Origin of the sequence: Vibrio sp. SCSIO 43153, from assembly GCF_023716625.1 — a bacterium.
Classification (GTDB): Bacteria; Pseudomonadota; Gammaproteobacteria; order Enterobacterales; family Vibrionaceae; genus Vibrio; species Vibrio rotiferianus.
In genome coordinates, this window is the sequence record NZ_CP071856.1 from 1,151,772 (window position 1) to 1,174,894 (window position 23,123).

At 46.0% G+C, this 23,123-nt stretch carries 16 protein-coding genes, 5 tRNA genes, 3 rRNA genes and 1 riboswitch; of the genes, 16 read left to right on the forward strand and 8 right to left on the reverse strand.

The genetic code is table 11. The features are described 5' to 3' along the window. Positions 1 to 14 precede the first annotated feature (14 nt). The 4 genes from J4N37_RS21360 to thiD are packed head-to-tail and all read right to left on the reverse strand — an operon-like array spanning position 15 to position 3,423. Entirely contained in the window at positions 15 to 965 is a 951-nt protein-coding gene (locus J4N37_RS21360; protein ID WP_252042249.1) for an ABC transporter substrate-binding protein, read from the reverse strand. Positions 966 to 1,012: 47 nt separating this feature from the next. Next, a complete protein-coding gene (locus tag J4N37_RS21365; protein WP_005374292.1) occupies positions 1,013 to 1,813 on the reverse strand; it encodes an ABC transporter permease in 801 nt (266 codons plus the stop codon). Then, positions 1,806 to 2,561 carry an ABC transporter ATP-binding protein gene (locus J4N37_RS21370; protein WP_252042250.1) on the reverse strand — a complete coding sequence of 252 codons (756 nt, stop codon included), beginning with the start codon at positions 2,559 to 2,561 and terminating at the stop codon, positions 1,806 to 1,808. Before J4N37_RS21370 ends, J4N37_RS21365 begins: the two co-directional genes overlap by 8 nt. Beyond that, on the reverse strand, positions 2,551 to 3,423 hold the full coding sequence (gene thiD / locus J4N37_RS21375; RefSeq protein ID WP_252042251.1) for a bifunctional hydroxymethylpyrimidine kinase/phosphomethylpyrimidine kinase: 873 nt from the start codon (positions 3,421 to 3,423) through the stop codon (positions 2,551 to 2,553). The genes J4N37_RS21370 and thiD overlap by 11 nt, the downstream gene beginning before the upstream one ends. A 108-nt stretch (positions 3,424 to 3,531) precedes the next feature. After that, positions 3,532 to 3,642: riboswitch (TPP riboswitch) on the reverse strand. A 356-nt stretch (positions 3,643 to 3,998) separates the two neighbouring features. Between thiD and J4N37_RS21380 the strand changes: the two genes are divergently transcribed. Both J4N37_RS21380 and J4N37_RS21385 read left to right on the forward strand, forming a co-directional pair. After that, positions 3,999 to 5,384, forward strand: coding sequence for a TldD/PmbA family protein (locus J4N37_RS21380; RefSeq protein WP_010453337.1), 1,386 nt, complete (start codon positions 3,999 to 4,001; stop codon positions 5,382 to 5,384). Next, on the forward strand, positions 5,384 to 6,727 hold the full coding sequence (locus tag J4N37_RS21385) for a TldD/PmbA family protein (RefSeq protein ID WP_252042252.1): 1,344 nt from the start codon (positions 5,384 to 5,386) through the stop codon (positions 6,725 to 6,727). Before J4N37_RS21380 ends, J4N37_RS21385 begins: the two co-directional genes overlap by 1 nt. Before the next feature lie 78 nt (positions 6,728 to 6,805). On the opposite strand, the gene trmY is transcribed toward J4N37_RS21385, so the two are convergent. Next, a complete protein-coding gene (gene trmY / locus J4N37_RS21390) occupies positions 6,806 to 7,405 on the reverse strand; it encodes a tRNA (pseudouridine(54)-N(1))-methyltransferase TrmY (protein WP_038890998.1) in 600 nt (199 codons plus the stop codon). 158 nt (positions 7,406 to 7,563) lie between these two features. Between trmY and J4N37_RS21395 the strand changes: the two genes are divergently transcribed. The 9 genes from J4N37_RS21395 to J4N37_RS21435 all read left to right on the forward strand — a co-directional run bounded on the left by J4N37_RS21395 (position 7,564) and on the right by J4N37_RS21435 (position 14,196). Further along, on the forward strand, positions 7,564 to 8,088 hold the full coding sequence (locus J4N37_RS21395) for a DUF3087 domain-containing protein (protein WP_038883626.1): 525 nt from the start codon (positions 7,564 to 7,566) through the stop codon (positions 8,086 to 8,088). A 482-nt stretch (positions 8,089 to 8,570) separates the two neighbouring features. Continuing rightward, positions 8,571 to 10,123: ribosomal RNA gene (locus J4N37_RS21400) — 16S ribosomal RNA — on the forward strand. Between the two features lie 89 nt (positions 10,124 to 10,212). Next, positions 10,213 to 10,288, forward strand: a tRNA-Glu gene (locus J4N37_RS21405). A 2-nt stretch (positions 10,289 to 10,290) separates the two neighbouring features. After that, positions 10,291 to 10,366, forward strand: a tRNA-Lys gene (locus J4N37_RS21410). A 9-nt stretch (positions 10,367 to 10,375) separates the two neighbouring features. Further along, positions 10,376 to 10,451, forward strand: a tRNA-Ala gene (locus J4N37_RS21415). A 38-nt stretch (positions 10,452 to 10,489) separates the two neighbouring features. Continuing rightward, positions 10,490 to 10,565, forward strand: a tRNA-Val gene (locus J4N37_RS21420). 362 nt (positions 10,566 to 10,927) lie between these two features. Next, a 23S ribosomal RNA gene (locus J4N37_RS21425) occupies positions 10,928 to 13,817 on the forward strand. 87 nt (positions 13,818 to 13,904) lie between these two features. Further along, positions 13,905 to 14,021: ribosomal RNA gene (rrf, locus tag J4N37_RS21430) — 5S ribosomal RNA — on the forward strand. The 16S, 23S and 5S rRNA genes sit together here with 5 tRNA genes alongside, the layout of an rRNA operon. 84 nt (positions 14,022 to 14,105) lie before the next feature. Then, positions 14,106 to 14,196: transfer RNA gene (locus J4N37_RS21435), tRNA-Ser, on the forward strand. Positions 14,197 to 14,526: 330 nt separating this feature from the next. On the opposite strand, the gene J4N37_RS21440 is transcribed toward J4N37_RS21435, so the two are convergent. After that, complete coding sequence (locus J4N37_RS21440; protein WP_071235255.1) at positions 14,527 to 14,883, reverse strand: YibL family ribosome-associated protein; 357 nt, start codon at positions 14,881 to 14,883, stop codon at positions 14,527 to 14,529. An 84-nt stretch (positions 14,884 to 14,967) separates the two neighbouring features. Continuing rightward, positions 14,968 to 15,963: a 2-hydroxyacid dehydrogenase gene (locus tag J4N37_RS21445; protein ID WP_010453311.1), complete on the reverse strand. Its 996-nt coding sequence runs from the start codon at positions 15,961 to 15,963 to the stop codon at positions 14,968 to 14,970. Positions 15,964 to 16,137: 174 nt separating this feature from the next. Here J4N37_RS21445 and J4N37_RS21450 point away from each other — a divergent pair, with 174 nt between their 5' ends. Further along, on the forward strand, positions 16,138 to 16,620 hold the full coding sequence (locus J4N37_RS21450) for a L,D-transpeptidase family protein (RefSeq protein WP_010453309.1): 483 nt from the start codon (positions 16,138 to 16,140) through the stop codon (positions 16,618 to 16,620). 20 nt (positions 16,621 to 16,640) lie between these two features. Here the strand turns inward: J4N37_RS21450 and J4N37_RS21455 are convergent, their stop codons facing one another. Then, on the reverse strand, positions 16,641 to 17,357 hold the full coding sequence (locus J4N37_RS21455) for a glycerophosphodiester phosphodiesterase family protein (RefSeq protein WP_038883185.1): 717 nt from the start codon (positions 17,355 to 17,357) through the stop codon (positions 16,641 to 16,643). A gap of 256 nt (positions 17,358 to 17,613) precedes the next feature. Between J4N37_RS21455 and J4N37_RS21460 the strand changes: the two genes are divergently transcribed. The 4 genes from J4N37_RS21460 to J4N37_RS21475 all read left to right on the forward strand — a co-directional run bounded on the left by J4N37_RS21460 (position 17,614) and on the right by J4N37_RS21475 (position 23,056). Further along, positions 17,614 to 18,567 carry a lactate/malate family dehydrogenase gene (locus J4N37_RS21460; RefSeq protein ID WP_252042253.1) on the forward strand — a complete coding sequence of 318 codons (954 nt, stop codon included), beginning with the start codon at positions 17,614 to 17,616 and terminating at the stop codon, positions 18,565 to 18,567. Between the two features lie 162 nt (positions 18,568 to 18,729). After that, the gene (locus tag J4N37_RS21465; RefSeq protein WP_252042254.1) at positions 18,730 to 19,395 is read left to right on the forward strand and encodes a response regulator transcription factor; all 666 of its coding nucleotides are present in this window, start codon (positions 18,730 to 18,732) and stop codon (positions 19,393 to 19,395) included. Further along, positions 19,395 to 20,768, forward strand: coding sequence for a sensor histidine kinase (locus J4N37_RS21470; protein WP_252042255.1), 1,374 nt, complete (start codon positions 19,395 to 19,397; stop codon positions 20,766 to 20,768). The genes J4N37_RS21465 and J4N37_RS21470 overlap by 1 nt, the downstream gene beginning before the upstream one ends. 206 nt (positions 20,769 to 20,974) lie before the next feature. Further along, positions 20,975 to 23,056 carry a TonB-dependent siderophore receptor gene (locus tag J4N37_RS21475; RefSeq protein WP_252042256.1) on the forward strand — a complete coding sequence of 694 codons (2,082 nt, stop codon included), beginning with the start codon at positions 20,975 to 20,977 and terminating at the stop codon, positions 23,054 to 23,056. Positions 23,057 to 23,123: the final 67 nt, after the last annotated feature.

Consider the following 23,123-nt stretch of genomic DNA (forward strand, 5'->3'; position numbering starts at 1 on the left):
TAAGGTCAGTAGAATTAGTCAAAGTTCGGCACGTAATCTTTCGCTTTTGGCAGTGTTTCGATGATTTTTTGTGAATACATAAACTCGGCGTAATCATCGTAGCGTTTCAGATCTACTGCAGATGGACGAAGAGCGAAACGAGTTAGCGTGTCATTCCAAGCGCGCTGGTTAAGCTCGTTGTTGAGGGTGTCTGGTGAATAAGCCACAAACTCTTTCCAAGATTCTTTTGGATGGTTAACGATGTAAGTGGTCGCTTGCTCCAGTGCTTTGTTGAATGCCTTGATGGCTTCTTTGTCGTAGGTTTTTGCATTGGCTACGAAGACTAACTCGTCATACGCTGGCACGCCGTGTTCTTCAGGGAAGAAGGCTTTAGCTTTATAACCTTCTAGTGCCAGTTGGTTGGTTTCGAAGTTACGTAGACCGCCCCAAATCGCATCCACCTTGCCAGACGCAAGAGACGAAGATAGCGCCCAACCTACGTTGATGATTTGTACGTCAGAAAACTTCACGTTCTCTTGAGCTAACATAGTGCCGATTGTTGCTTCTTCGTTGCCTGCGATCGCAATACCGATCTTCTTGCCTTTTAAGTCGCCAAGGTTTTCATTCTTACCGTTATCCAACACCATCAGAGTGTTGAGTGGCGTAGCAATCAAAGTCGCAGAGCGGATTAGTGGCAAACCAGCTGCGACATCGATGGTCAGGCTTGGTTGGTAAGAAATCGCCATGTCGACTTTACCCGCCGCGACCAACTTAGGTGGCGTGCTTGGATCTGCCGGCTCTTGAATGTTGACCTTCAAACCTTGCTCTTTGAAGTAACCACGCTCTTTGGCAATAACGATAGGACCATGGTTTGGATTGACGAACCAATCCAACATCAGTGTCATCTCTTTTTCAGCTGCAAGCACGTTGGTTGATACCACTGAAGCGAGTAGAGCAACAGCGCTCATAAGTTTGTTTTTATTCACGGGGTTCTTCCTTTTCTTTCCCAATTTCCTTTGGTTACTTTCGGCAATTACTTGCTTTCCCAAGGGATGGCTTTTTTCAATAATTTATCGGTGATGAAGTAGAGTGAGATAGACAGCACGGCGAGGATAAACAGCGCCGCAAACATCTCATCAATGATCATGCGAGCGTTAGCTTGGAGCATCAGATAACCCAAGCCTTCACTTGAACCTACCCACTCACCGACCACTGCTCCAATTGGCGCAATAACGACGGCAACACGAATACCTGAAGCTAAAGTTGGTAGTGCGGCTGGCAATTGAATATGACGAAGTAGCTGCCATTTAGACGCGCCCATGGTCTTGGCAAGGTCGAGGTAACCTGTTGGCGTATTGCGCAAGCCGTCATAGCAACATGTCGTGACCGGGAAAAAGATGATGATCGCCGCCATAACAACTTTTGAAGCAATGCCGTAACCGAGCCAAAGCATGAGCACTGGCGCGATGGCGAACACAGGGATCGCTTGGCTAGCAATCAGAATTGGCAGTAACCAACGCTTCAGCGGCTCGAACATCAGCATTTGCAATGCGAACAGCAAACCCATCGATAATCCAAGCGCCAAGCCAAGTAAAATCTCTTGCGCGGTAACCCAAGTATGTTTGAGCAATACATCGTAACGAGTGACCAATCTATCCAGCACTTCAATAGGTGAAGGTAAGATGAAGCTTGGCATATCGAATATCACCACGACCAACTGCCACAATCCCAAGATCACCGCAGTGCTTATGACTAAGCGCAGAGCCGGATGGGTCACGCGTTCTTTTTTACTAATGCGTGCCGAAACGGAGTTGTACTGAGTCATATCACTCATAGTCTTTCTCCAATTGATCCAAAATCGCTTGTTGTAGCGCCGCGCACTCTCCATCGAGAGCTCGGGGCGGCTTGGAGTCTGGAACGACCAAGTGCTGAGCTTGCGCAGGTGTGCCTTGCAACACATAGAGTTGGTGAGCTAATCGCACCGCTTCTTGTGGGTCGTGGGTAATCAGAACAACCGTCTTATCTTTCAGTAATTCGGCAGACAAGGTTTGCAACTTATGACGAGTAACCGCGTCCAGTGCAGAGAAAGGCTCATCCATCAGAACTAGAGGCTTGTCTTGCATCAGAGTGCGAGCAAGGGCAACGCGCTGTCTCATGCCCCCAGAGAGCTGAGCAGGCTTAGCATCAGCGTAATCGGCGAGTCCTACTTGGTTTAGTAAAGTCAGTGCGCGTTGTTTATTTTGCTCTGGTGATTGGTCTTGAGAAAATCGAGAACTGAGGCAGACGTTGTCTAACACATTTAACCACGGCAACAACAAGTCTTGTTGTGCCATGTAGGCGATACGTTCTTGTAGGGCGATGCCATCCGTGGTAGTTAATTCACCATGCCATTCGACTTTGTCGTCTAACAACCCGGCTAGATAACGAAGGATCGTCGTTTTTCCGCAACCACTGCGACCAAGTAACACAGTCCATTGATTGGCAGGGATGGTCATACTCAACCCTGCTAATGTTGGTGTTTGGCTGTCTTTGTATTGCAGACTTGCCTCGTTAAGCTGAATGCCGAGTGCATTAGCGCACATGCGTGTGACCTGCAAAAAAGTGGTTCACAGGGCCGTGACCTTTACCGACATCCAATTCGTCTGCGTGCGCGATAGCTTGGCTAATGTACTGCTTACCAAGGTGCACCGCTTTGTGCAGGTTGTTGCCTTGGCCAAGGTAGGACGCTATAGCAGAAGACAGCGTGCAGCCTGTGCCATGGGTGTTTTTGGTTGGAAAGCGTTTAGCGCTGATTAACTCGGCGCTGTCTTGCATGATCAGCAGATCGTTGCTGTTTTCATCTTTTTCCAAGTGGCCGCCTTTTAACAGCACCGCTTTTGCACCGAGTGCGCGTAAATCAGCAATCATATCGTTCATTTCAGATTCTGATTGAGGCACTGGCTTACCCGTCAAGGCTGCGCCTTCTGGTAGGTTAGGGGTAATGATGTCTGCGAGCGGAATCAATTCTTCTTTTAAAGTGCTGATTGCCGACTGTTCCAGTAATAGATCACCGCTGGTGGCCACCATTACAGGGTCAATCACGAGGTGTTTTGGTTGGTATTGTTTAATTTTGTTGGCAACGACTTTGATGATGTCGGAATCGGCCAGCATGCCTACTTTGACTGCAACGATGTTGAGGTCGGTAAATACCGCATCGAGTTGGCTCTCTACATGGTCGAGAGGAATGGGGAAAATCGCAGAAACGCCTTGGGTATTTTGCGAAGTAATCGCCGTGATTACCGAGCAAGCAAAACTGCCGGTTGCGGACATCGCTTTGATGTCGGCTTGAATGCCTGCGCCGCCGCCACTATCAGAACCTGCAATCGTCAACACAATTGGTGTGTCTGTTGAAGTTGCTGCTTGTGGCTGTATTGATGGTTTTTCTTGGCTTGACTGCTGCGCCATGGTCGCTCCTATTACAGACGTACAGGAACTGACTTGGCCAAGCAAGGGAAGATCGGTGATCGGATCCATTGGGCTAGTTGCACTGGTAGAGACTCAAGGCAAGCTAGTGGCAAAGTGATGATAGTTCCCTACGTCAGTGCTAACTGAATCAGGTTCAACGGGTCTCGAATTTCGATCTCAGCCGATGCATAAACTGCAAGGGCCCCCCGACTATTTCGTCAAGATAATAGCAGTTCACTCAGTTACGGTGCACGTGTTTTTTCCGGCTAAGAGGGGGCAATCGATTAAATATGAGACTTGAGAGCAGTAATGAGAGAACCAAATTTAGAGTAAATAACGTGCTGCATTGAAACTGGCAGTTCAAGACACTATCTAATAGTGAGATGTCGACATAATACGTAACGATTCGTTCTTTGATTTAGCAAGGATTAGTATAAAACAAGGTTAAAAAAGTGTTAATATTTAACGCGTTGCCAATATCCTTTTGAGTCATCCAATTTAGGTTATGACTGTAATAAACAGAGTCTAACTCAAAGGTGGGGAAGGCTAGGACGATCAACGAGCAAGGAGATTTCATGCTTAATTCTGTAACAGCGAAAGCGGTGATCGATCATGCCCTCTTTTTAGGGGCTGATTTCGCTGAGCTATTCGTTGAACACCATCAAACCAACACTGTCCAGATCGCATCTGGTGAGGTGGACAAGGTGAACTCGGGTATCGATTTTGGTATCGGTATTCGTCTCTTCTTCGGTCATAAAGTGCTTTACGGTTACACCAACAGCACCGATGAAGCTGAACTTAAACGCGTAACCTCACTGCTTGCTGCAAAAGATAAGCGTGAGCAAATCGCGTCAGCAGGTTCTCTCAATCTGAACCGCTACCCAATTCAACATAGTTGTCGTATGCCACTTGGCAAAGACGCTAACCTAGATTCTAAAATCGCTTTCCTATTGCAAGTTGACCAAGCTGCACGCGCAGAGAGTGAACATATCAGCCAGTTCATTGGCAGCGTACTTCAGCGCGAACAACAAGTGTCTATCTTCAACTCAGAAGGTCTACACGTTGACGATACTCGTCACTACATCCGAGTTGCTGGTAATACTGTTGCGCAAAAAGGTAATGAGCAGTCTTCTGGTATGGAAGGTCCGGGCGCTCTTGCTGGTTGGGAGTTCAGTGAACAGCTTGATGCGAAAGAGCTAGGTCAAACTATCGCGCAGCAAGCGTTAGTAAAACTTGGCGCGGATGCGTGTCCATCGGGTGAAATGCCGGTGGTAATTGGCAATGGTTTTGGCGGCGTAATCTTCCACGAAGCTTGTGGCCACTTACTAGAAACTACTTCGGTTGCGAAAAAAGCGTCCGTATTCCACGACAAGATGGGCGAAATGATTGCTCACACCGCAGTGAATGCTGTCGATGATGGCACCATGACCAACGAATGGGGTTCGATTCATGTTGATGATGAAGGCATGAAGACTCAGCGCACTCAGTTGATCAAAGACGGTAAGCTAACCAGCTTTATGGTCGATAAAATGGGTGGCATGAAGACGGGTTACGAACCTACGGGATCTGGTCGTCGTCAAAACTACAAGTTCGCACCAACCTCACGCATGCGTAACACCTTTATCGAAGAAGGCGAGCATTCACTTGATGATATGCTGGCAGGCATCGAACGTGGCATCTATGCGAAGAAGATGGGCGGCGGCTCGGTTCAACCGGGCACGGGTGAGTTCAACTTTGCCGTTCGTGAAGCTTACCTCATTGAAAATGGCAAAATCACCAAACCTTTGAAAACTGCAACGCTGATCAGCACGGGTCCAAAAGTGTTGAAAGAAATCAGCATGGTCGGCAAAGACATGGCACTTGCGCCGGGCATGTGTGGTTCCGTGAGTGGTTCAGTACCAACAACAGTCGGTCAGCCAACGCTGAAAGTCGATAACATTCTGGTAGGAGGCGGTAACTAATGAGCCAAGAACAACAACTTCTTAATGCGGTTGATTACGTCCTATCAGAAGCAAAACGCCAAGGTGCAGAAGCGGACGTCATTGTAAACCGCAACAGCAGCTTTTCTCTGAAAGCGAACCAAGGAAAGCTGGATGAGTACAAAGTAAGCTCAAGCCAAGTTCTGGGTGTTCGTGTTGTGAAAGATGCGCGCGTTGCAACAAGCTATTCTGAGTCGTTAGAGCAACCAAGCTTAGATTTGATGCTGACCAACGCACTGCAAAGCGCTCGCTTTTCCAAGCAAGATGAACATCAGACTATTAGCTGCGTGAACAGCCAAATCGCGACTGATGTTGCTGAGATTGCGCAAGAAGATACAACTTCTGTTGACGAAAAAATAGAACTGTCTCTCGCACTTGAGCAATGCGTAGTCGCTTTGCCTCACGCTTCTAGCGCACCTTACAATGGTTATAGTGATGGCGAAACGCAATTAATCATCGCCAATACACAAGGCTCGTTGTGCCAACACTTCGAACGCTCGTTTACTTGTTACGCGTACACCTTGTTTGAAAAAGACGGTAAACAGTCGATGGCGGGTAGAATGTCACTGGGTCGCCGTTTTGATGAGTTGAATCCAGCTTACTGTATCGAAGGTGGCTACAACCTTGCTCGCGATCTTCTTGAAGGCGCACCGGTTGCTACGGGTAACTACCCTGCTATCTTCCACATCAATGCGCTAGCAAGTTTATTCGGTGCTTTCGGCAGTGCTTTCTCTGGCGTAAGCGCGATGAAAGGCATTACGCCACTGGGTGACAAGCTTGGCCAACGTGTTGCGAGTGATTTGATTACCTTTACTGATACGGCTTACATGCCAAATGGTATGGCAATCGCGAGTTTTGATAGTGAAGGCTTTGCTACTCAAGACAACGTGATGATTGCTAATGGTGAGTTGAAAACCTTGCTGCACAACAGCCAGACTGCAAGTTACTTGGGCGCAGTCTCGACAGCAAGTGCCGCTCGCGGTGCAAAATCGAGCCTAGACGTATCAGCCAATCACAAAGTGATTGCGACAGGTAACAGCAGTGCGTCAGAAGTAAAAGCGGGTGAGTACCTAGAGTTAGTCGAACTTCAAGGTGTTCATTCTGGTGCGGATGCAGTGAGTGGTGATTTCTCTTTTGGTGCGAGTGGCTTCTTGTGCCGTGATGGTGAGCGCATTCAACCAGTGCGTGGTATCACTGTAGCGGGTAACTTCTACAAGATGCTGCAAGAAGTTGAGGCTGTGGGTGATACTCAGTTAATTAACGATAGCCGCACGTTCTTCTCGCCAGACGTTCGCTTTGCACGCTTGAGCATTGGTGGTAAGTAAACTTAGCATTCCTATAGAAACAAAAAAGAGGACTCAATGGAGTCCTCTTTCTTTTATAGAGTGATTAACTCGTGAGAATTAAAATTCGCGAATGTCCAACTCATTGTGGATCAATACCACACACTGAGAAGCGAAAAGCATCTTAGGACCTAAGCTGATCTTCTCTGTGCCAAGGCGCTTCAAGCTGTTATAAGACTTCTTCGGCATCGGAATATGGTCAGTTAGCAAGAAACATGGGTTACCACCGATTTCTGCATCACGAACAAATTCGCCTTTTTTATCCAACATATATAGTTGGTGATCTTCTGCCAGTTCTTGCACTAGGCGTTCAAAGCTGACGGTACGAACGGTGATGCCTGGTTCGACTTCACGAAGCTGCTCTTTACCCATACCAACCGAAGCGTCTAAAGCGCGAGCCACTGCTGCAATCAAGGTTGACTCATGGAAGCCGCCAATGTTGGTGATGTCGTTGGAGCGAATGGTAATAGTACGTGAGAAATCTTTTGTGCTTTCTAAAACCAAGTGCACAACCACATCTTCACGGTGCGATTGAGCAACGAACATAGTGTTCATCATGGTATGAGCAAGAATTTCTGTATGCGCTTCATTACCAACACCTTCTAACAGTGCTTTGCTGGTGGTTGGTGCCGCGCGAGCTCGTAAAACAAAAGAGCGCATGAATTTAGCCTCTATATAGGAAGAGTGAATGCGCGGAAGTATATACCCAAGCAGGGAAGGGATGCGAGTTTAATAGCAAATGTGAACTTACTTACAAAGCTTCGATTGTCGTACGGAGTGTGCTGGTTAGAATAGAGGCAACCTGTTAGGAGCGGTATATGGAAATCAAAAAAATAAACAAACAAGTCTATAGAAAGAAGGTCAACCTAGTGATTGGTGGCTTTGTTGCCTTGCTTGCTATCTCTTCTCTTGCTTTTAGTACTTTATTAATTGTCTTGTTCGGTAATACAGATGTAGTACCTGAACAATCGACGGGGAACTTTCATTGGAACTTAATTGGTGTAGTGCTCGCCTTAGCCACTTCACTGTCTTTGTTGAACCAATTCAAAACACGCCCTTATATGGAAGAAGTGTTGTATGTCTGGAAACTCAAGCAGCTTCACAACAAGATCTTTCGCAAACTGAAAAGCATTAAAGCTGCTTCTGCTGAGCACGATGTAAAAGCGCTGACGATACTTAAGTTCTACTATACGACTCAAAGTCAGGTGTTTGAGTTAGACAACAACACATTAACGATGAGCAGTGTAAGTAAAGAATTAGAGGCAATTGAAAAAATAGAAGCGGCGCAATCACTGGATCTGGATATCACGCGCTTTGAAGAGTCTTGGATAGACACATATTGATTGCCTATTTGCTACTTGAAGTTAACAACTAAGTGCTAAAAATAAGCGTTTGAGTGAGATTTCATCACTCGACGCTTTTTTTTGAGTTTTTTTCTAAAAAAGGGTTGCCAAGAAAAATCATCTCCCTATAATGCGCCTCCGTTGTCAGGGCAAAGCGGAAACGCAAAAGCGGTTGGCAATGAGGCGAAAGAAAAGCTTCTAAAAATTAATTTAAAAAAGTGTTTGACACTAAGAATTAATTCCTTAGAATACGCCTCCGCTTCGATAGCAAAGCTTACGAAGCAAGCTCTTTAAAAATATAGACCTATCAATCTGTGTGGGCACTCGTTGATGATAATCCAATTAGAAATTTCTCTTAATAAAGAGCGGTTTCAAATTAGGTTTCAATGATACGAAGTGACCATTGAATCGAAAGATTCAGCACAGTCAATTCAAACATTACTTATGTAATGTTCAGTATTCATTGAGCCGAACAAAATCTTAAATTGAAGAGTTTGATCATGGCTCAGATTGAACGCTGGCGGCAGGCCTAACACATGCAAGTCGAGCGGAAACGAGTTATCTGAACCTTCGGGGGACGATAACGGCGTCGAGCGGCGGACGGGTGAGTAATGCCTAGGAAATTGCCCTGATGTGGGGGATAACCATTGGAAACGATGGCTAATACCGCATAATGCCTACGGGCCAAAGAGGGGGACCTTCGGGCCTCTCGCGTCAGGATATGCCTAGGTGGGATTAGCTAGTTGGTGAGGTAATGGCTCACCAAGGCGACGATCCCTAGCTGGTCTGAGAGGATGATCAGCCACACTGGAACTGAGACACGGTCCAGACTCCTACGGGAGGCAGCAGTGGGGAATATTGCACAATGGGCGCAAGCCTGATGCAGCCATGCCGCGTGTGTGAAGAAGGCCTTCGGGTTGTAAAGCACTTTCAGTCGTGAGGAAGGTAGTGTAGTTAATAGCTGCATTATTTGACGTTAGCGACAGAAGAAGCACCGGCTAACTCCGTGCCAGCAGCCGCGGTAATACGGAGGGTGCGAGCGTTAATCGGAATTACTGGGCGTAAAGCGCATGCAGGTGGTTTGTTAAGTCAGATGTGAAAGCCCGGGGCTCAACCTCGGAATTGCATTTGAAACTGGCAGGCTAGAGTACTGTAGAGGGGGGTAGAATTTCAGGTGTAGCGGTGAAATGCGTAGAGATCTGAAGGAATACCGGTGGCGAAGGCGGCCCCCTGGACAGATACTGACACTCAGATGCGAAAGCGTGGGGAGCAAACAGGATTAGATACCCTGGTAGTCCACGCCGTAAACGATGTCTACTTGGAGGTTGTGGCCTTGAGCCGTGGCTTTCGGAGCTAACGCGTTAAGTAGACCGCCTGGGGAGTACGGTCGCAAGATTAAAACTCAAATGAATTGACGGGGGCCCGCACAAGCGGTGGAGCATGTGGTTTAATTCGATGCAACGCGAAGAACCTTACCTACTCTTGACATCCAGAGAACTTTCCAGAGATGGATTGGTGCCTTCGGGAACTCTGAGACAGGTGCTGCATGGCTGTCGTCAGCTCGTGTTGTGAAATGTTGGGTTAAGTCCCGCAACGAGCGCAACCCTTATCCTTGTTTGCCAGCGAGTAATGTCGGGAACTCCAGGGAGACTGCCGGTGATAAACCGGAGGAAGGTGGGGACGACGTCAAGTCATCATGGCCCTTACGAGTAGGGCTACACACGTGCTACAATGGCGCATACAGAGGGCAGCCAACTTGCGAGAGTGAGCGAATCCCAAAAAGTGCGTCGTAGTCCGGATCGGAGTCTGCAACTCGACTCCGTGAAGTCGGAATCGCTAGTAATCGTGGATCAGAATGCCACGGTGAATACGTTCCCGGGCCTTGTACACACCGCCCGTCACACCATGGGAGTGGGCTGCAAAAGAAGTAGGTAGTTTAACCTTCGGGAGGACGCTTACCACTTTGTGGTTCATGACTGGGGTGAAGTCGTAACAAGGTAGCGCTAGGGGAACCTGGCGCTGGATCACCTCCTTATACGATGATTACTCACGATGAGTGTCCACACAGATTGATACGGTTTATAAGTAAAAGAGACGAAGATATCCCAATATCTTCAATCCAGTGTCCCGTTCGTCTAGAGGCCTAGGACACCGCCCTTTCACGGCGGTAACAGGGGTTCGACTCCCCTACGGGATACCATTGGGTCGTTAGCTCAGTTGGTAGAGCAGTTGACTTTTAATCAATTGGTCGCAGGTTCGAATCCTGCACGACCCACCATTTCAAGCTGGGGCTATAGCTCAGCTGGGAGAGCGCCTGCCTTGCACGCAGGAGGTCTGCGGTTCGATCCCGCATAGCTCCACCATCTTGAAAACCATCTTCCACAAGAAGTAAAACTAATGTGGGCGATTAGCTCAGTTGGGAGAGCACCTGCCTTACAAGCAGGGGGTCACTGGTTCGAGCCCGGTATCGCCCACCATCTTTAAACATTCTCTCTTGAGAGTTTTTAAAAATGGTTTTCATTAGAAAATCTGCTCTTTAACAATTTGGAAAGCTGACAAATCAACAATTTATTGTTGATTGTAAAGTTCTCAATGTTTGTCTTTATGACAAACACCAACTGTTTGTTTTCATTTTTCAAAAATGAAAGTAAACGAGCACATTCAAGTGTTCTTGGCTTTTGTCTTACTTTTTCAAAGTAAGGTAGAAGAAAAATTGAGTCCGGCAAAATCGAGTCTGCATCATGTATAAAAATTGCAGACAACTTTGGTGATTTGACCGTTTGTTTTCACTTTTTAAAGTGAAAGTAAATTGGCAACTCGAAACTCCTTCGGGTTGTATGGTTAAGTGACTAAGCGTACACGGTGGATGCCTTGGCAGTCAGAGGCGATGAAGGACGTATTAACTTGCGATAAGCCCAGATTAGGTAGTAAAAACCATTTGAGTCTGGGATTTCCGAATGGGGAAACCCACTTGCATAAGCAAGTATCCTGTTGTGAATACATAGCAGCAGGAGGCGAACCGGGGGAACTGAAACATCTAAGTACCTCGAGGAAAAGAAATCAACCGAGATTCCGAAAGTAGCGGCGAGCGAAATTGGACTAGCCCTTAAGCTTTATATGCGTTAGACGAACGGTCTGGAAAGTCCGGCGATACAGGGTGATAGCCCCGTAGTTGACAACGCACATTCAGTGAAATCGAGTAGGGCGGGACACGTGATATCCTGTCTGAATATGGGGGGACCATCCTCCAAGGCTAAATACTACTGACTGACCGATAGTGAACCAGTACCGTGAGGGAAAGGCGAAAAGAACCCCTGTGAGGGGAGTGAAATAGAACCTGAAACCGTGTACGTACAAGCAGTAGGAGCACCTTCGTGGTGTGACTGCGTACCTTTTGTATAATGGGTCAGCGACTTATATTCAGTGGCAAGGTTAACCATCTAGGGGAGCCGTAGGGAAACCGAGTCTTAACTGGGCGTTCAGTCTCTGGATATAGACCCGAAACCAGGTGATCTAGCCATGGGCAGGTTGAAGGTTGAGTAACATCAACTGGAGGACCGAACCGACTAATGTTGAAAAATTAGCGGATGACTTGTGGCTAGGGGTGAAAGGCCAATCAAACCTGGAGATAGCTGGTTCTCCCCGAAAGCTATTTAGGTAGCGCCTCGGACGAATACTACTGGGGGTAGAGCACTGTTAAGGCTAGGGGGTCATCCCGACTTACCAACCCTTTGCAAACTCCGAATACCAGTAAGTACTATCCGGGAGACACACGGCGGGTGCTAACGTCCGTCGTGGAGAGGGAAACAACCCAGACCGCCAGCTAAGGTCCCAAATTATAGCTAAGTGGGAAACGATGTGGGAAGGCTTAGACAGCTAGGATGTTGGCTTAGAAGCAGCCATCATTTAAAGAAAGCGTAATAGCTCACTAGTCGAGTCGGCCTGCGCGGAAGATGTAACGGGGCTAAGCTATAAACCGAAGCTGCGGCAATGAAGTTTACTTCATTGGGTAGGGGAGCGTTCTGTAAGCCGTTGAAGGTGAGTTGTAAAGCTTGCTGGAGGTATCAGAAGTGCGAATGCTGACATGAGTAACGATAAAGGGGGTGAAAAACCTCCTCGCCGGAAGACCAAGGGTTCCTGTCCAACGTTAATCGGGGCAGGGTAAGTCGACCCCTAAGGCGAGGCCGAAAGGCGTAGTCGATGGGAAACGGGTTAATATTCCCGTACTTCTTACAATTGCGATGGGGGGACGGAGAAGGCTAGGTGGGCCTGGCGACGGTTGTCCAGGTTCAAGTGCGTAGGCTGAAGAGTTAGGTAAATCCGGCTCTTCTTAAGGCTGAGACACGACGTCGAGCTACTACGGTAGTGAAGTCATTGATGCCATGCTTCCAGGAAAAGCCTCTAAGCTTCAGATTGTAAGGAATCGTACCCCAAACCGACACAGGTGGTCGGGTAGAGAATACCAAGGCGCTTGAGAGAACTCGGGTGAAGGAACTAGGCAAAATGGTACCGTAACTTCGGGAGAAGGTACGCTCTCGACGGTGAAGTCCCTTGCGGATGGAGCTATTGAGAGTCGCAGATACCAGGTGGCTGCAACTGTTTATTAAAAACACAGCACTGTGCAAAATCGTAAGATGACGTATACGGTGTGACGCCTGCCCGGTGCCGGAAGGTTAATTGATGGGGTTAGACTTCGGTCGAAGCTCTTGATCGAAGCCCCGGTAAACGGCGGCCGTAACTATAACGGTCCTAAGGTAGCGAAATTCCTTGTCGGGTAAGTTCCGACCTGCACGAATGGCGTAATGATGGCCACGCTGTCTCCACCCGAGACTCAGTGAAATTGAAATCGCTGTGAAGATGCAGTGTACCCGCGGCTAGACGGAAAGACCCCGTGAACCTTTACTACAGCTTGGCACTGAACATTGACCCTACATGTGTAGGATAGGTGGGAGGCTTTGAAACCAGCACGCCAGTGTTGGTGGAGCCGTCCTTGAAATACCACCCTTGTAGTGTTGATGTTCTAACGTCGACCCCTTATCGGGGTTACGGACAGTGCCTGGTGGGTAGTTTGACTGGGGCGGTCTCCTCCCAAAGCGTAACGGAGGAGCACGAAGGTGGGCTAATCACGGTTGGACATCGTGAGGTTAGTGCAATGGCATAAGCCCGCTTGACTGCGAGAATGACAATTCGAGCAGGTGCGAAAGCAGGTCATAGTGATCCGGTGGTTCTGAATGGAAGGGCCATCGCTCAACGGATAAAAGGTACTCCGGGGATAACAGGCTGATACCGCCCAAGAGTTCATATCGACGGCGGTGTTTGGCACCTCGATGTCGGCTCATCACATCCTGGGGCTGAAGTCGGTCCCAAGGGTATGGCTGTTCGCCATTTAAAGTGGTACGCGAGCTGGGTTTAGAACGTCGTGAGACAGTTCGGTCCCTATCTGCCGTGGGCGTTGGAAGATTGAAGGGGGCTGCTCCTAGTACGAGAGGACCGGAGTGGACGAACCTCTGGTGTTCGGGTTGTGTCGCCAGACGCATTGCCCGGTAGCTAAGTTCGGAATCGATAACCGCTGAAAGCATCTAAGCGGGAAGCGAGCCCTGAGATGAGTCTTCCCTGATACTTTAAGTATCCTAAAGGGTTGTTCGAGACTAGAACGTTGATAGGCAGGGTGTGTAAGCGTTGTGAGGCGTTGAGCTAACCTGTACTAATTGCCCGTGAGGCTTAACCATACAACACCCAAGGGGTTTTGATGGACTCAATGTAAGAACATTGAATGTGTTAAGAACGAAAAACAGCTTTCCGAATTAAAGAATTTGCTTGGCGACCATAGCGATTTGGACCCACCTGACTTCCATTCCGAACTCAGAAGTGAAACGAATTAGCGCCGATGGTAGTGTGGGGCTTCCCCATGTGAGAGTAGGACATCGCCAGGCTTTAATATCGCTTTTAGATAAATCTAAAGGCAAAACTGAGATTTAGCATTATTTAAGTAAGACTAAATTTTAGTAACAATTTGTGGAGAGATGGCTGAGTGGTTGAAAGCACCGGTCTTGAAAACCGGCATACGTTAATAGCGTATCTAGGGTTCAAATCCCTATCTCTCCGCCACTACACAGAAAGCCCGTTGAGAAATCAACGGGCTTTCGTCATTTCTGACGTTTGAGAATTAGACGGGATTTGCATCAAATCTCTAGTCGATCGAGTCCCAACTCTCAGAACGATTAAGAAGCCTCGCTAGAAATAGCGGGGTTTTGTCGTTTTCAGTATTTGAAAATTAGCTAAAGCCTTACCATAACGGGAATTTGAAAACGAACAGGTTGCAGTGTCACCTATTATCTATAATGGTGGTTGCCCTAAGCTTAACTTTATGAATTTTAGGTACAAAAAAGCCCAAGCTAACAGCTCGGGCTTTTCAGTAATTGTTGCTTGGTCGAGTTATTAGAACTCTTTTGGAGCAAAACCTGTCATTACGTCTAGGCGAAGCTCTTTACCAACTTTAGTCAGTGGGTGAACGATAACAAGACCTTTCACACGCTTCTTAAGTTTGCCGATATCCGCTTGTTCCGCTTTAGTGATTTCACGAGAGAATGGCATATCAAGCAGGCTCTTACGCTCTTTGTTTAGCTCGTAAGTTTGCTTATGCTTAAGTTGGTTCAGTTTCTTTGTTAGATCTTCAACTTCATTCGTGAACTTAGTAATCATTTCGTGATCACCACGAGAGCGAGCCGCATCAAGTTTACGTTGGCAAGTATCTAAACGGTTGTGCAGCTTTTGAATATCAGTTTTTATGCTCATGGTAATTAGGCTCAAATTTTTATTGGTCGAGGAGTATAGCATAGCTGAAATTCAACGCTCTACTATACTGCTCGATCAAAGGATTTAGTTGATCAGTTCATTGCCTGACGCATTGCCCGCAAAGAAAGCATCAACGTTGTTTAAAGTTACTGAAGCTATGTTGTTCAGCGCTTCATGAGTCAAGAAGGCTTGGTGCCCTGTGAACAATACGTTGTGACAAGCGGATAGGCGGCGGAACACGTCATCGACAATTACGTCGTTTGATTTGTCTTGGAAGAATAGGTCTTTTTCATTGTCATACACGTCTAAACCTAGTGCGCCAATTTTGCCCTGTTTTAGTGCTTCAATAGCGGCGACTGAATCAAGCAATTCACCACGGCTAGTATTAATGATCATGACGCCATCTTTCATTTGAGAGAAGGCTTGCTCATTCAATAAGTGGTAGTTTTCTTCGCTCATAGGGCAATGGAGAGAAATGACGTCTGCGTTGGCGTAAATTTCTTCGAGAGAACAGTAGCGAGCGCCCATTTCTAGTGCAAGTGGGTTTTCATAAGGGTCATAGCAAAGCAGTTCCATGCCTAAGCCTTTGAAGATACGCATAGTCGCGATACCAATTTTACCGGTGCCAACAATGCCTACGGTTTTTCCATAGAAGTTGAAACCGACCAAGCCTTCTAGGTTGAAGTTTGCATCACGTGTACGCTGATACGCTTTATGTAGTCGGCGATTCAGGCACATCATCATACCGACCGTATGCTCAGCGACGGCTTCTGGGGAATAGGCTGGAACGCGAACTACTTGCAGGCCTAGCTCCTTTGCAGCCTCTAAATCTACTTTGTCAAAACCAGCACAGCGCATAGCGATAAGCTTAGTACCGTTTAGAGAAAGCTGTTTAAGTACAGGTGCAGATAAGTCATCGTTAACGAAGGCACATACCACTTCACAACCTTGCGCCATTTTCGCTGTTTTAGAGGTCAATCGAAAATCGTGATAGTGGAACTCGAAGTCCCGATGATTTTTGATTTTATTGAAAGAGGCTTCGTCATAGGATTTTGCACTGAAAAAAGCGATGTTAAGCATAATACCCTCTCTATTTGTGCTGAATTTATAAAGTAATCTCCTTATAAAGTAATATAACTTGGTTGCAATAAGTAGTGATATTTGTACATATTAAGTTTGCTTTGGTATTACCTTATGATTAGCATGGCTGCTCTTTGGTGTTCCCTTAAGTTGTAAGAGTTAGGCGTTCTGGCGATGTCAGTAAAATGGTTGTCTTTAATCTTGTGTTGTTTTTTTATCCCTCTTACGCAGGCTGCTGTAGATTTGGTCAAAGTAGACAAATCTAAGCGCAGAATGTACCTAATGGAAAATGGCGAGGTGGTGAAAGAATACCGAATTGCGTTAGGCGCTAATCCCAAAGGACACAAACAGCAAGAAGGGGATAATAGAACCCCAGAAGGTGATTACACCCTAGATTATGTGATTAATGATTCTGCTTTCTATCGTTCTGTCCACATCAGTTACCCAGATGCGATTGACCGTTTGGAGGCCCATCGACGAGGTGTATCTCCTGGTGGAGACATAAAGGTTCATGGTCTCAAGAATGGTGAGACGCAATCCCCTCAGTTTATTCAAAGCTTTGATTGGACCAATGGTTGTATCGCTATTACCAACGAAGAGATGGATGAGTTTATCAAGTTGGTCAAAATGGGAACCCCAATTACCATTGAATGGTAATGAAGTTCCAGATTCCAATATTATGAATTAGACATGAATCGGCTAGGGTGATCGCTAAAGATGCCATCCAAGGCTGGTAAGTGTTTTAGCTTATTTGGGTTGTTGACCGTATAGCACATCACCTTATAGCCCGCTTGTTGTAGTTTATTGATTTGGCGTGAACGCACCCAGTTAATATTGAGGTTGCAGCTGTAAGCATTTACCTCTTCCAGCAACAGCTTATCTTGACGAGTAAAGAACTCACTTAATACTCCTAACCGATAGCCAGTACAGTGCTTGTGTAGTGCTCTAATCACATCATGACTAAAGCTTGATAAAAGGATGCGCTCATGAGCTAATGGACTTTCAGAGAGCGTTTGAGCGACTATTTGAGCAACATCTTCTGCGGAATGGTGATCGACTTTTACTTCAATATTGAGGTTCAGGTTATTTTCTGCTGCGAGCTCTAGCAGCTCTGATAATGTCATGATGGATTCATTGACAAACTCATCGCTAAACCAGCGACCAAAATCCAACGTTCGAAGTTCTGATAAGGTCATTTGGTCAACTCGACCTCGACCATTGCTACAACGGTTTACTGTGTGATCATGACAAACTACCAGTACGTTGTCTTTGGTTGGTTGAACATCTACTTCAACCCAATGCAGTCCCATATCAATGGCGGCTTGAATACTGGCTTTCGTGTTTTCTGGATACTTACCTGCCACACCTCGGTGGCCAATCAATAGCGTTGTCATATACGTCTATTCTCAATAAGAAACTGCAAAGAATTGTACTCCTTTTTCGTTTCTAGAGTCGAAATGTATGGGATTATTTTTTATTTATGAACACAAAGACGAAATTGCCATCATTCAAACTCGATCGAATAGAGAAAGACTAGCTTAGATAAGTATTCTAGGTATCATAAAGTAATTGGACTTTTATGCTCTCGCATCCCACGCTTTTAGGGTGAATATTAAGAGAGGGTGTAACTATATTTTCAGGGAGAGAAGTATGAAGATTGGTGTAATTGGCGCTGGTGCCGTGGGTGTCGGAGTATGTAATTACTTACTGACCATGGGTAGCGTAAGTGAATTGGTTCTACTGGATCAAAACTTAGAGCGTGCCGAAGGGGAGGTTTTCGACTTCCGTCATACTGCTGCACTTACGTTCTCTAAAAACACCCACATTATTCCTACCGATGATTATCTAGATCTCCTAGGTGCTGATATTGCTGTGATTACTGCAGGCGCGCAGATTAAACAAGGCCAGACTCGAATCGATATTGCAGAAATTAACGCTAAGATTGGTGTTGAAATTGCTCGAAAGATTGAGCGAGTTGCTCCTAATGCAACATTGATTGTTGTTTCTAATCCTTCTGATATTGTCGCACACTTCATCGCGGCTAATACTGGTTTCGATCACAACAGAGTCATTAGCAGTGGCTGTGTGATTGATACGGCACGTTTGATGAGTATCGTCGCAAATCGTGTTGATTTGGATCCTAAGAACATTTTTGGCTACGTTCTTGGTGAACACGGTAGTAACTGCTTCACGCCTAAAAGTCTCATTTCCATTGCAGGGCAACCCGCAGACTACTATTGTGATACACACCATATAGCGCGTATTGATGCCGATGAATTACTCGAAGCTGTCAAACAAGCTGGTTACGAGATCTTTCGCCGTAAACAAAATACGGTTCATGGTATTGCCGCGAGTGTATTTCGTATTATTCAGGCTATTAAGATTAATGAGCGCTCCGTCCTTCCTGTCGGTACTATGATGACCGGGCAATATGGGGTAGAAGGTGTGGTGCTCAGCTTACCGACAATTGTTGGTAAAAAAGGTGCAGAGTCAGTACTTACTCACCCATTTACAGATGAAGAATTGGACACCTTGCATTCCATTGGTAGCAACTTGCGCGGTATCGTAGAAGATGTTGCTAAAGTGACAGGTCTAAAGTGCTGATTTAGCAGATATTATATATAACGAACAAATCTTGAATTAGCTCACTGAAAAGTGGGCTTTTTTTGTGCTGTTTTTCGAAATAAAAACCACAAAAACTATGGTTGTTTAATGTGTAAATGAGTAATAGAATGCGAACCATTTTTATTTGAGTGGTGATTGAACATGTCTCGAGTTTTGATCGTAGATGACGACGTTCCGTTGTGTGAATTGTTAGAGGCAGTATTGCAAGAAGAGGGTTATACCGTTTCTTCTGTGCATTGCGGTGAAAATGCGTTGCAGTATATGGAAAAAACACCAGTTGACTTGGTTCTTCTTGATGTGATGCTGCCAAACCTAAATGGTATGCAAGTTGCTCGTCGTATTTGTCAACGCTTTGCCACTCCGATTCTGATGCTCACCGCGCTAAATGATGAGAATTCAATGTTAGATGGCTATCAAGCTGGGGCCGACCAGTACATCGGTAAGCCATTTAATGTCGCTGAGCTGTTGATGCGCATAAAAGCGATTCTTCGCCGAGTAGGTTTGGAACGTCAGCGACAAGCGATGTGCAGCACTGTACAAAGTATTAGTGGTCAACTAAACAGCTTGCCATTGACAGGTACTGAAGCTGATTTGCTTGGTTATCTGGTTAAAAATCAGGGTATTGTGGTCTCTAAAGCTGAGCTGCAAACCGAAGTTTTAAAGAAAGAACTAAGCCCGTTTGATCGTAATCTGGATATGCATATCAGTAATATACGTCGAAAACTGGTGGAAGCTGGTTTGTCTAAACAGCATATTAAAACGTTTCGTGGTAAAGGTTATAGCTACCTAGAGGCTGTGACGAGCTAATGAAGTTTGTGTGCCCATCCTACATCGCTAAGCGCAGAGACAGCCTTGCATTTCAACTTTTTAGTTATATGACGGCCATCGTCATTAGCATTTTGGCCGTCCAAGCTGTTGCTGAGCAAGCATTGGTTAAAGCGATGCTTAAAGTGCCAGCAGCAGTCAAAACTGAAATGCTGGATTTGGCTCATCAAGCCAACGTGTTGATTGAAGAGGGGGACATGGATGAATTGGCGGATTGGGCCAATGCTCAGCATTTTTATTTGTTCGTTTTAAATGAAAACCAACACCCAATAACGCATCGCCTAATGCATCCTCATTTTGAGTTTAAGTTGAAATTCAAAAGGAGTTTAGACGAGCAGCTAGAAGGTAAAGTCAGTAGACCTATTTTCAGTATTCCTCTTATTGGTAACAATAGCTTAGTCATTCAGCTACCGCACCGTTTGCACCCAGCCCATGATTTCATTCTCTACTTTTCAATACTTAAGGTAATCATTGCTGCGGTCATTTTAGCTCTCTTTTCGCTGTTGATGGCAAGGAATCTACAACAGCCTTTGGATCGACTTAGAGAAGCCAGCAAGAAGCTGTCGGCTGGTGATTTCAACGTGAGCGTGGTTGCTGAACTGAAATCAAACACGCGCGAATTCAATGAACTGGCTCGAGACTTTGATCACATGACCAAAGAGATCCACTCGTTGGCGGAAAAGCAACGTCGTCTAATCCGCGACGTGTCTCATGAGTTACGTACGCCTCTTGCCCGTCAGAATTTGGTATTACACCTGTTAAGAAAGCGTGTCGGTGATAGCGAACAGAGTCTAGTGAATCGTATGGAAGAAGAAGCCAATGAGCTTAATCACCTTATAGGAGAGATTCTGGAGTTCAGTCGGTTAGAAAATGCACGCTATGATACGGAGTTAAAACGCAGTGACTTGGAGCTCTTGCTTGCCCCTCAAGTAGAGCGTTGCAAAATAGATTTGAAAGCTGGGCAGAAGCTTTCATTTGATTGTGAAGCAACAAGAACAAAGGCACAGTGTGATGACACTTTAGTGGTTCGATGTTTAAACAATCTGATTGGTAATGCGATCAAGTACGCAGGGGATACTGCTCAGATTGATGTTTCGTTATCGAATAAAACCGCCGATAAGCATAGTTATTTGGCGGTGACCATTTCTGATGATGGTCCAGGTATCCCCATAGATAAACTGTCAGATATATTTGACCCATTTACCCGCTTAGATGCATCTCGCGACAAAAAGCTCGGTGGTTATGGCCTGGGGCTAGCGATAGTAAAAGAGTCGATGAGAATGATGGGGGGCAAAGTCATTGCATCTAATCGTCCTGAAGGTGGACTTGCCGTTACCTTGCTGTTCAGACAGTAGGCTAAATCATAGTAAAGGGAAAATGTGATTTACATCTAGTTCACGAAGCAAATTGAACACGAGCTCTTTACAAACCTTTACGAATGCAAAGAATGTAAATTTAATGCAAATAGTAATAGTTATCACTTATATTCTCCTGAAAAATAACTATTAAGGAATCACGTAAGGTATATGTGAATTCCGAAACACAGTCGGAGTAAAAGGATATGTTTACTAAGAGCCAATTGGCATTAGTGATTGGTGCGGTGTTAGCAGCGCCTGCAGTGGCAGAAGTTCAAGCAACAGATGAACACCTCGTAGTTGAAGGTCGTGAATTTGGTTACAAAGCGGATACCAACACAACAGCAATGCGTATGGAAATGACGCAACTGGAAACTCCAGGGCAAGTTGCTGTTATTGATGAAGCAGTAATCGATGAGCAACGTGCAAGCACACTAGGTGAAGTCCTACAAAATGACGCGAGTGTTAGTGCGGGCGGTACAAGCCGTAACCGTGAGCGCTTCTCACTACGTGGTTTTGAACTAAGCAGCTCAGATGGCTTTCTTCGCGATGGTCGTCAGCACTGGTCTCACTACCGTCAACCAATTGAGCTTTTAGAGCGAGTTGAAGTTCTTAAGGGTCCTTCAGGCCTACTTTACGGCAAGTCTGAGCCGGGTGGCCTTGTGAACATGGTTTCGAAGAAGCCAACAACAGAAACGCAAGCAAGCTTGAGCCAAGATATCGGTTCAAACGATCATTCTCGTACAGTACTAGACGTGAGTGGTGCATTGAATGAAGAAGAGACGCTACGTGCTCGCGCCATTCTTGCAAAAGAAAGCTACGGCTCATGGCGCGAATACGGTGACGGTACCGAGCCAGAAACGGACCGTGCTGTTGGTGGTTTAGTTGTGGAGTACGACATCACTGAAAACGTGATGGTTTCTGCACATTATGACCGTACCAAAGATGAAGGCAGTGTGGATTCAGGTGCTTACATCGTAGACGGTAAGCCTGTGCTTGGAGACAAGTATATTTGGGATGCACAATGGTCGAAGATCGATAACGATGTAGAAAACTACGGTATCGACATTAACGCGCAAGTTACAGATAACGTAAATGTGAAAGCGGGTTATAACCGTCAAGATTTCAAACGTTTTGATGTGGAGTCTTACCCGAAATTCGATATGTACGAAAAAGACGGTACGGTTAAGCACAAAGGTAACGAGCGTTCTGATAACTGGGTATTTGATACTGCGTACGTAGATGTGACGACAGATTTTTCACTATTTGGCACAGAAAACACGCTTTTAGTTGGCGCAAACTATCTGGATTACAGCTACGACCGTTTTATGGCATTCCATGAGCAAGCGTACGTCCCTGCGGGCGAAACCGTTGTTAAGCCAGAGCCAACAAGCTCTAAAAAGTGGCCGACCAGCGAATATGATACTTGGGGTATCTACGCGCAAAACATGATGACAATCAACGATTATTGGCAAGTACTAGCGGGTGTTCGTTACGATGAAAAGCGTAGTGATACATTAACTGAGAGCCAAGTATCACCAAAGCTAGGCGTTATCTTTCATCCTGCGAGCAACGGTTCAATCTATGTCCAGTACTCTGAAAGCTTTATGCCACAAGGTGCAGTGAGTGATACTGACTTTACCAATGATGGTGAGGAGCTAGAGGCTGAGCGCGGTATATCTTACGAAGTAGGTACTAAATGGGAACTGTTTGATGAGCGTTTATACCTAACTGGTGCGTTGTTTGACATTACTTTGGAAAATGTTCGAATAGATGTTAACGATCCAAACAACCCTGGCATGGAGCTAGCGACGCAAGATGGTGAGCAAGTGCACCGAGGTGCGGAGATCCTAGCGCAAGGTTTCGTTACTGATGAGCTATCTCTGACTGCTTCTGCAATGTACTTGGATGCAGAATTGACCAGAAGTAAGTACTACCAAGGTAACCGTCCGGCAGACGTTCCGGAGTTTTCAGCAAGTGTTTGGTCGAGCTACAAAGTTCAGAACAACACCAACGTAAACCTGGGATTGATTTATGAAGGTGAGCGCTACGGCGACGCGGCGAACACATTTAAGAAAGATGGGTATGCACGTATTGATATGGGCGTGTCATACACACACAAGTATGATGAGAAGTTGGACATAGTAACTCGATTCAACGTGGAAAACCTATTCGATACTGACTACTTAGCAGGTGGCGGTAGCACAAATGGTGATCAAGCGGGAGCGAGTAATGTAGTGATAGGTGAGGGCCGAAACTACATGGCGACAATCCAGTTCAAATACTGATAACAATCTGATTTTTAAAGGGGAAGAAGAGTCTTCCCCTTTAGTCGTTTTTGGAAAACAGAAATAT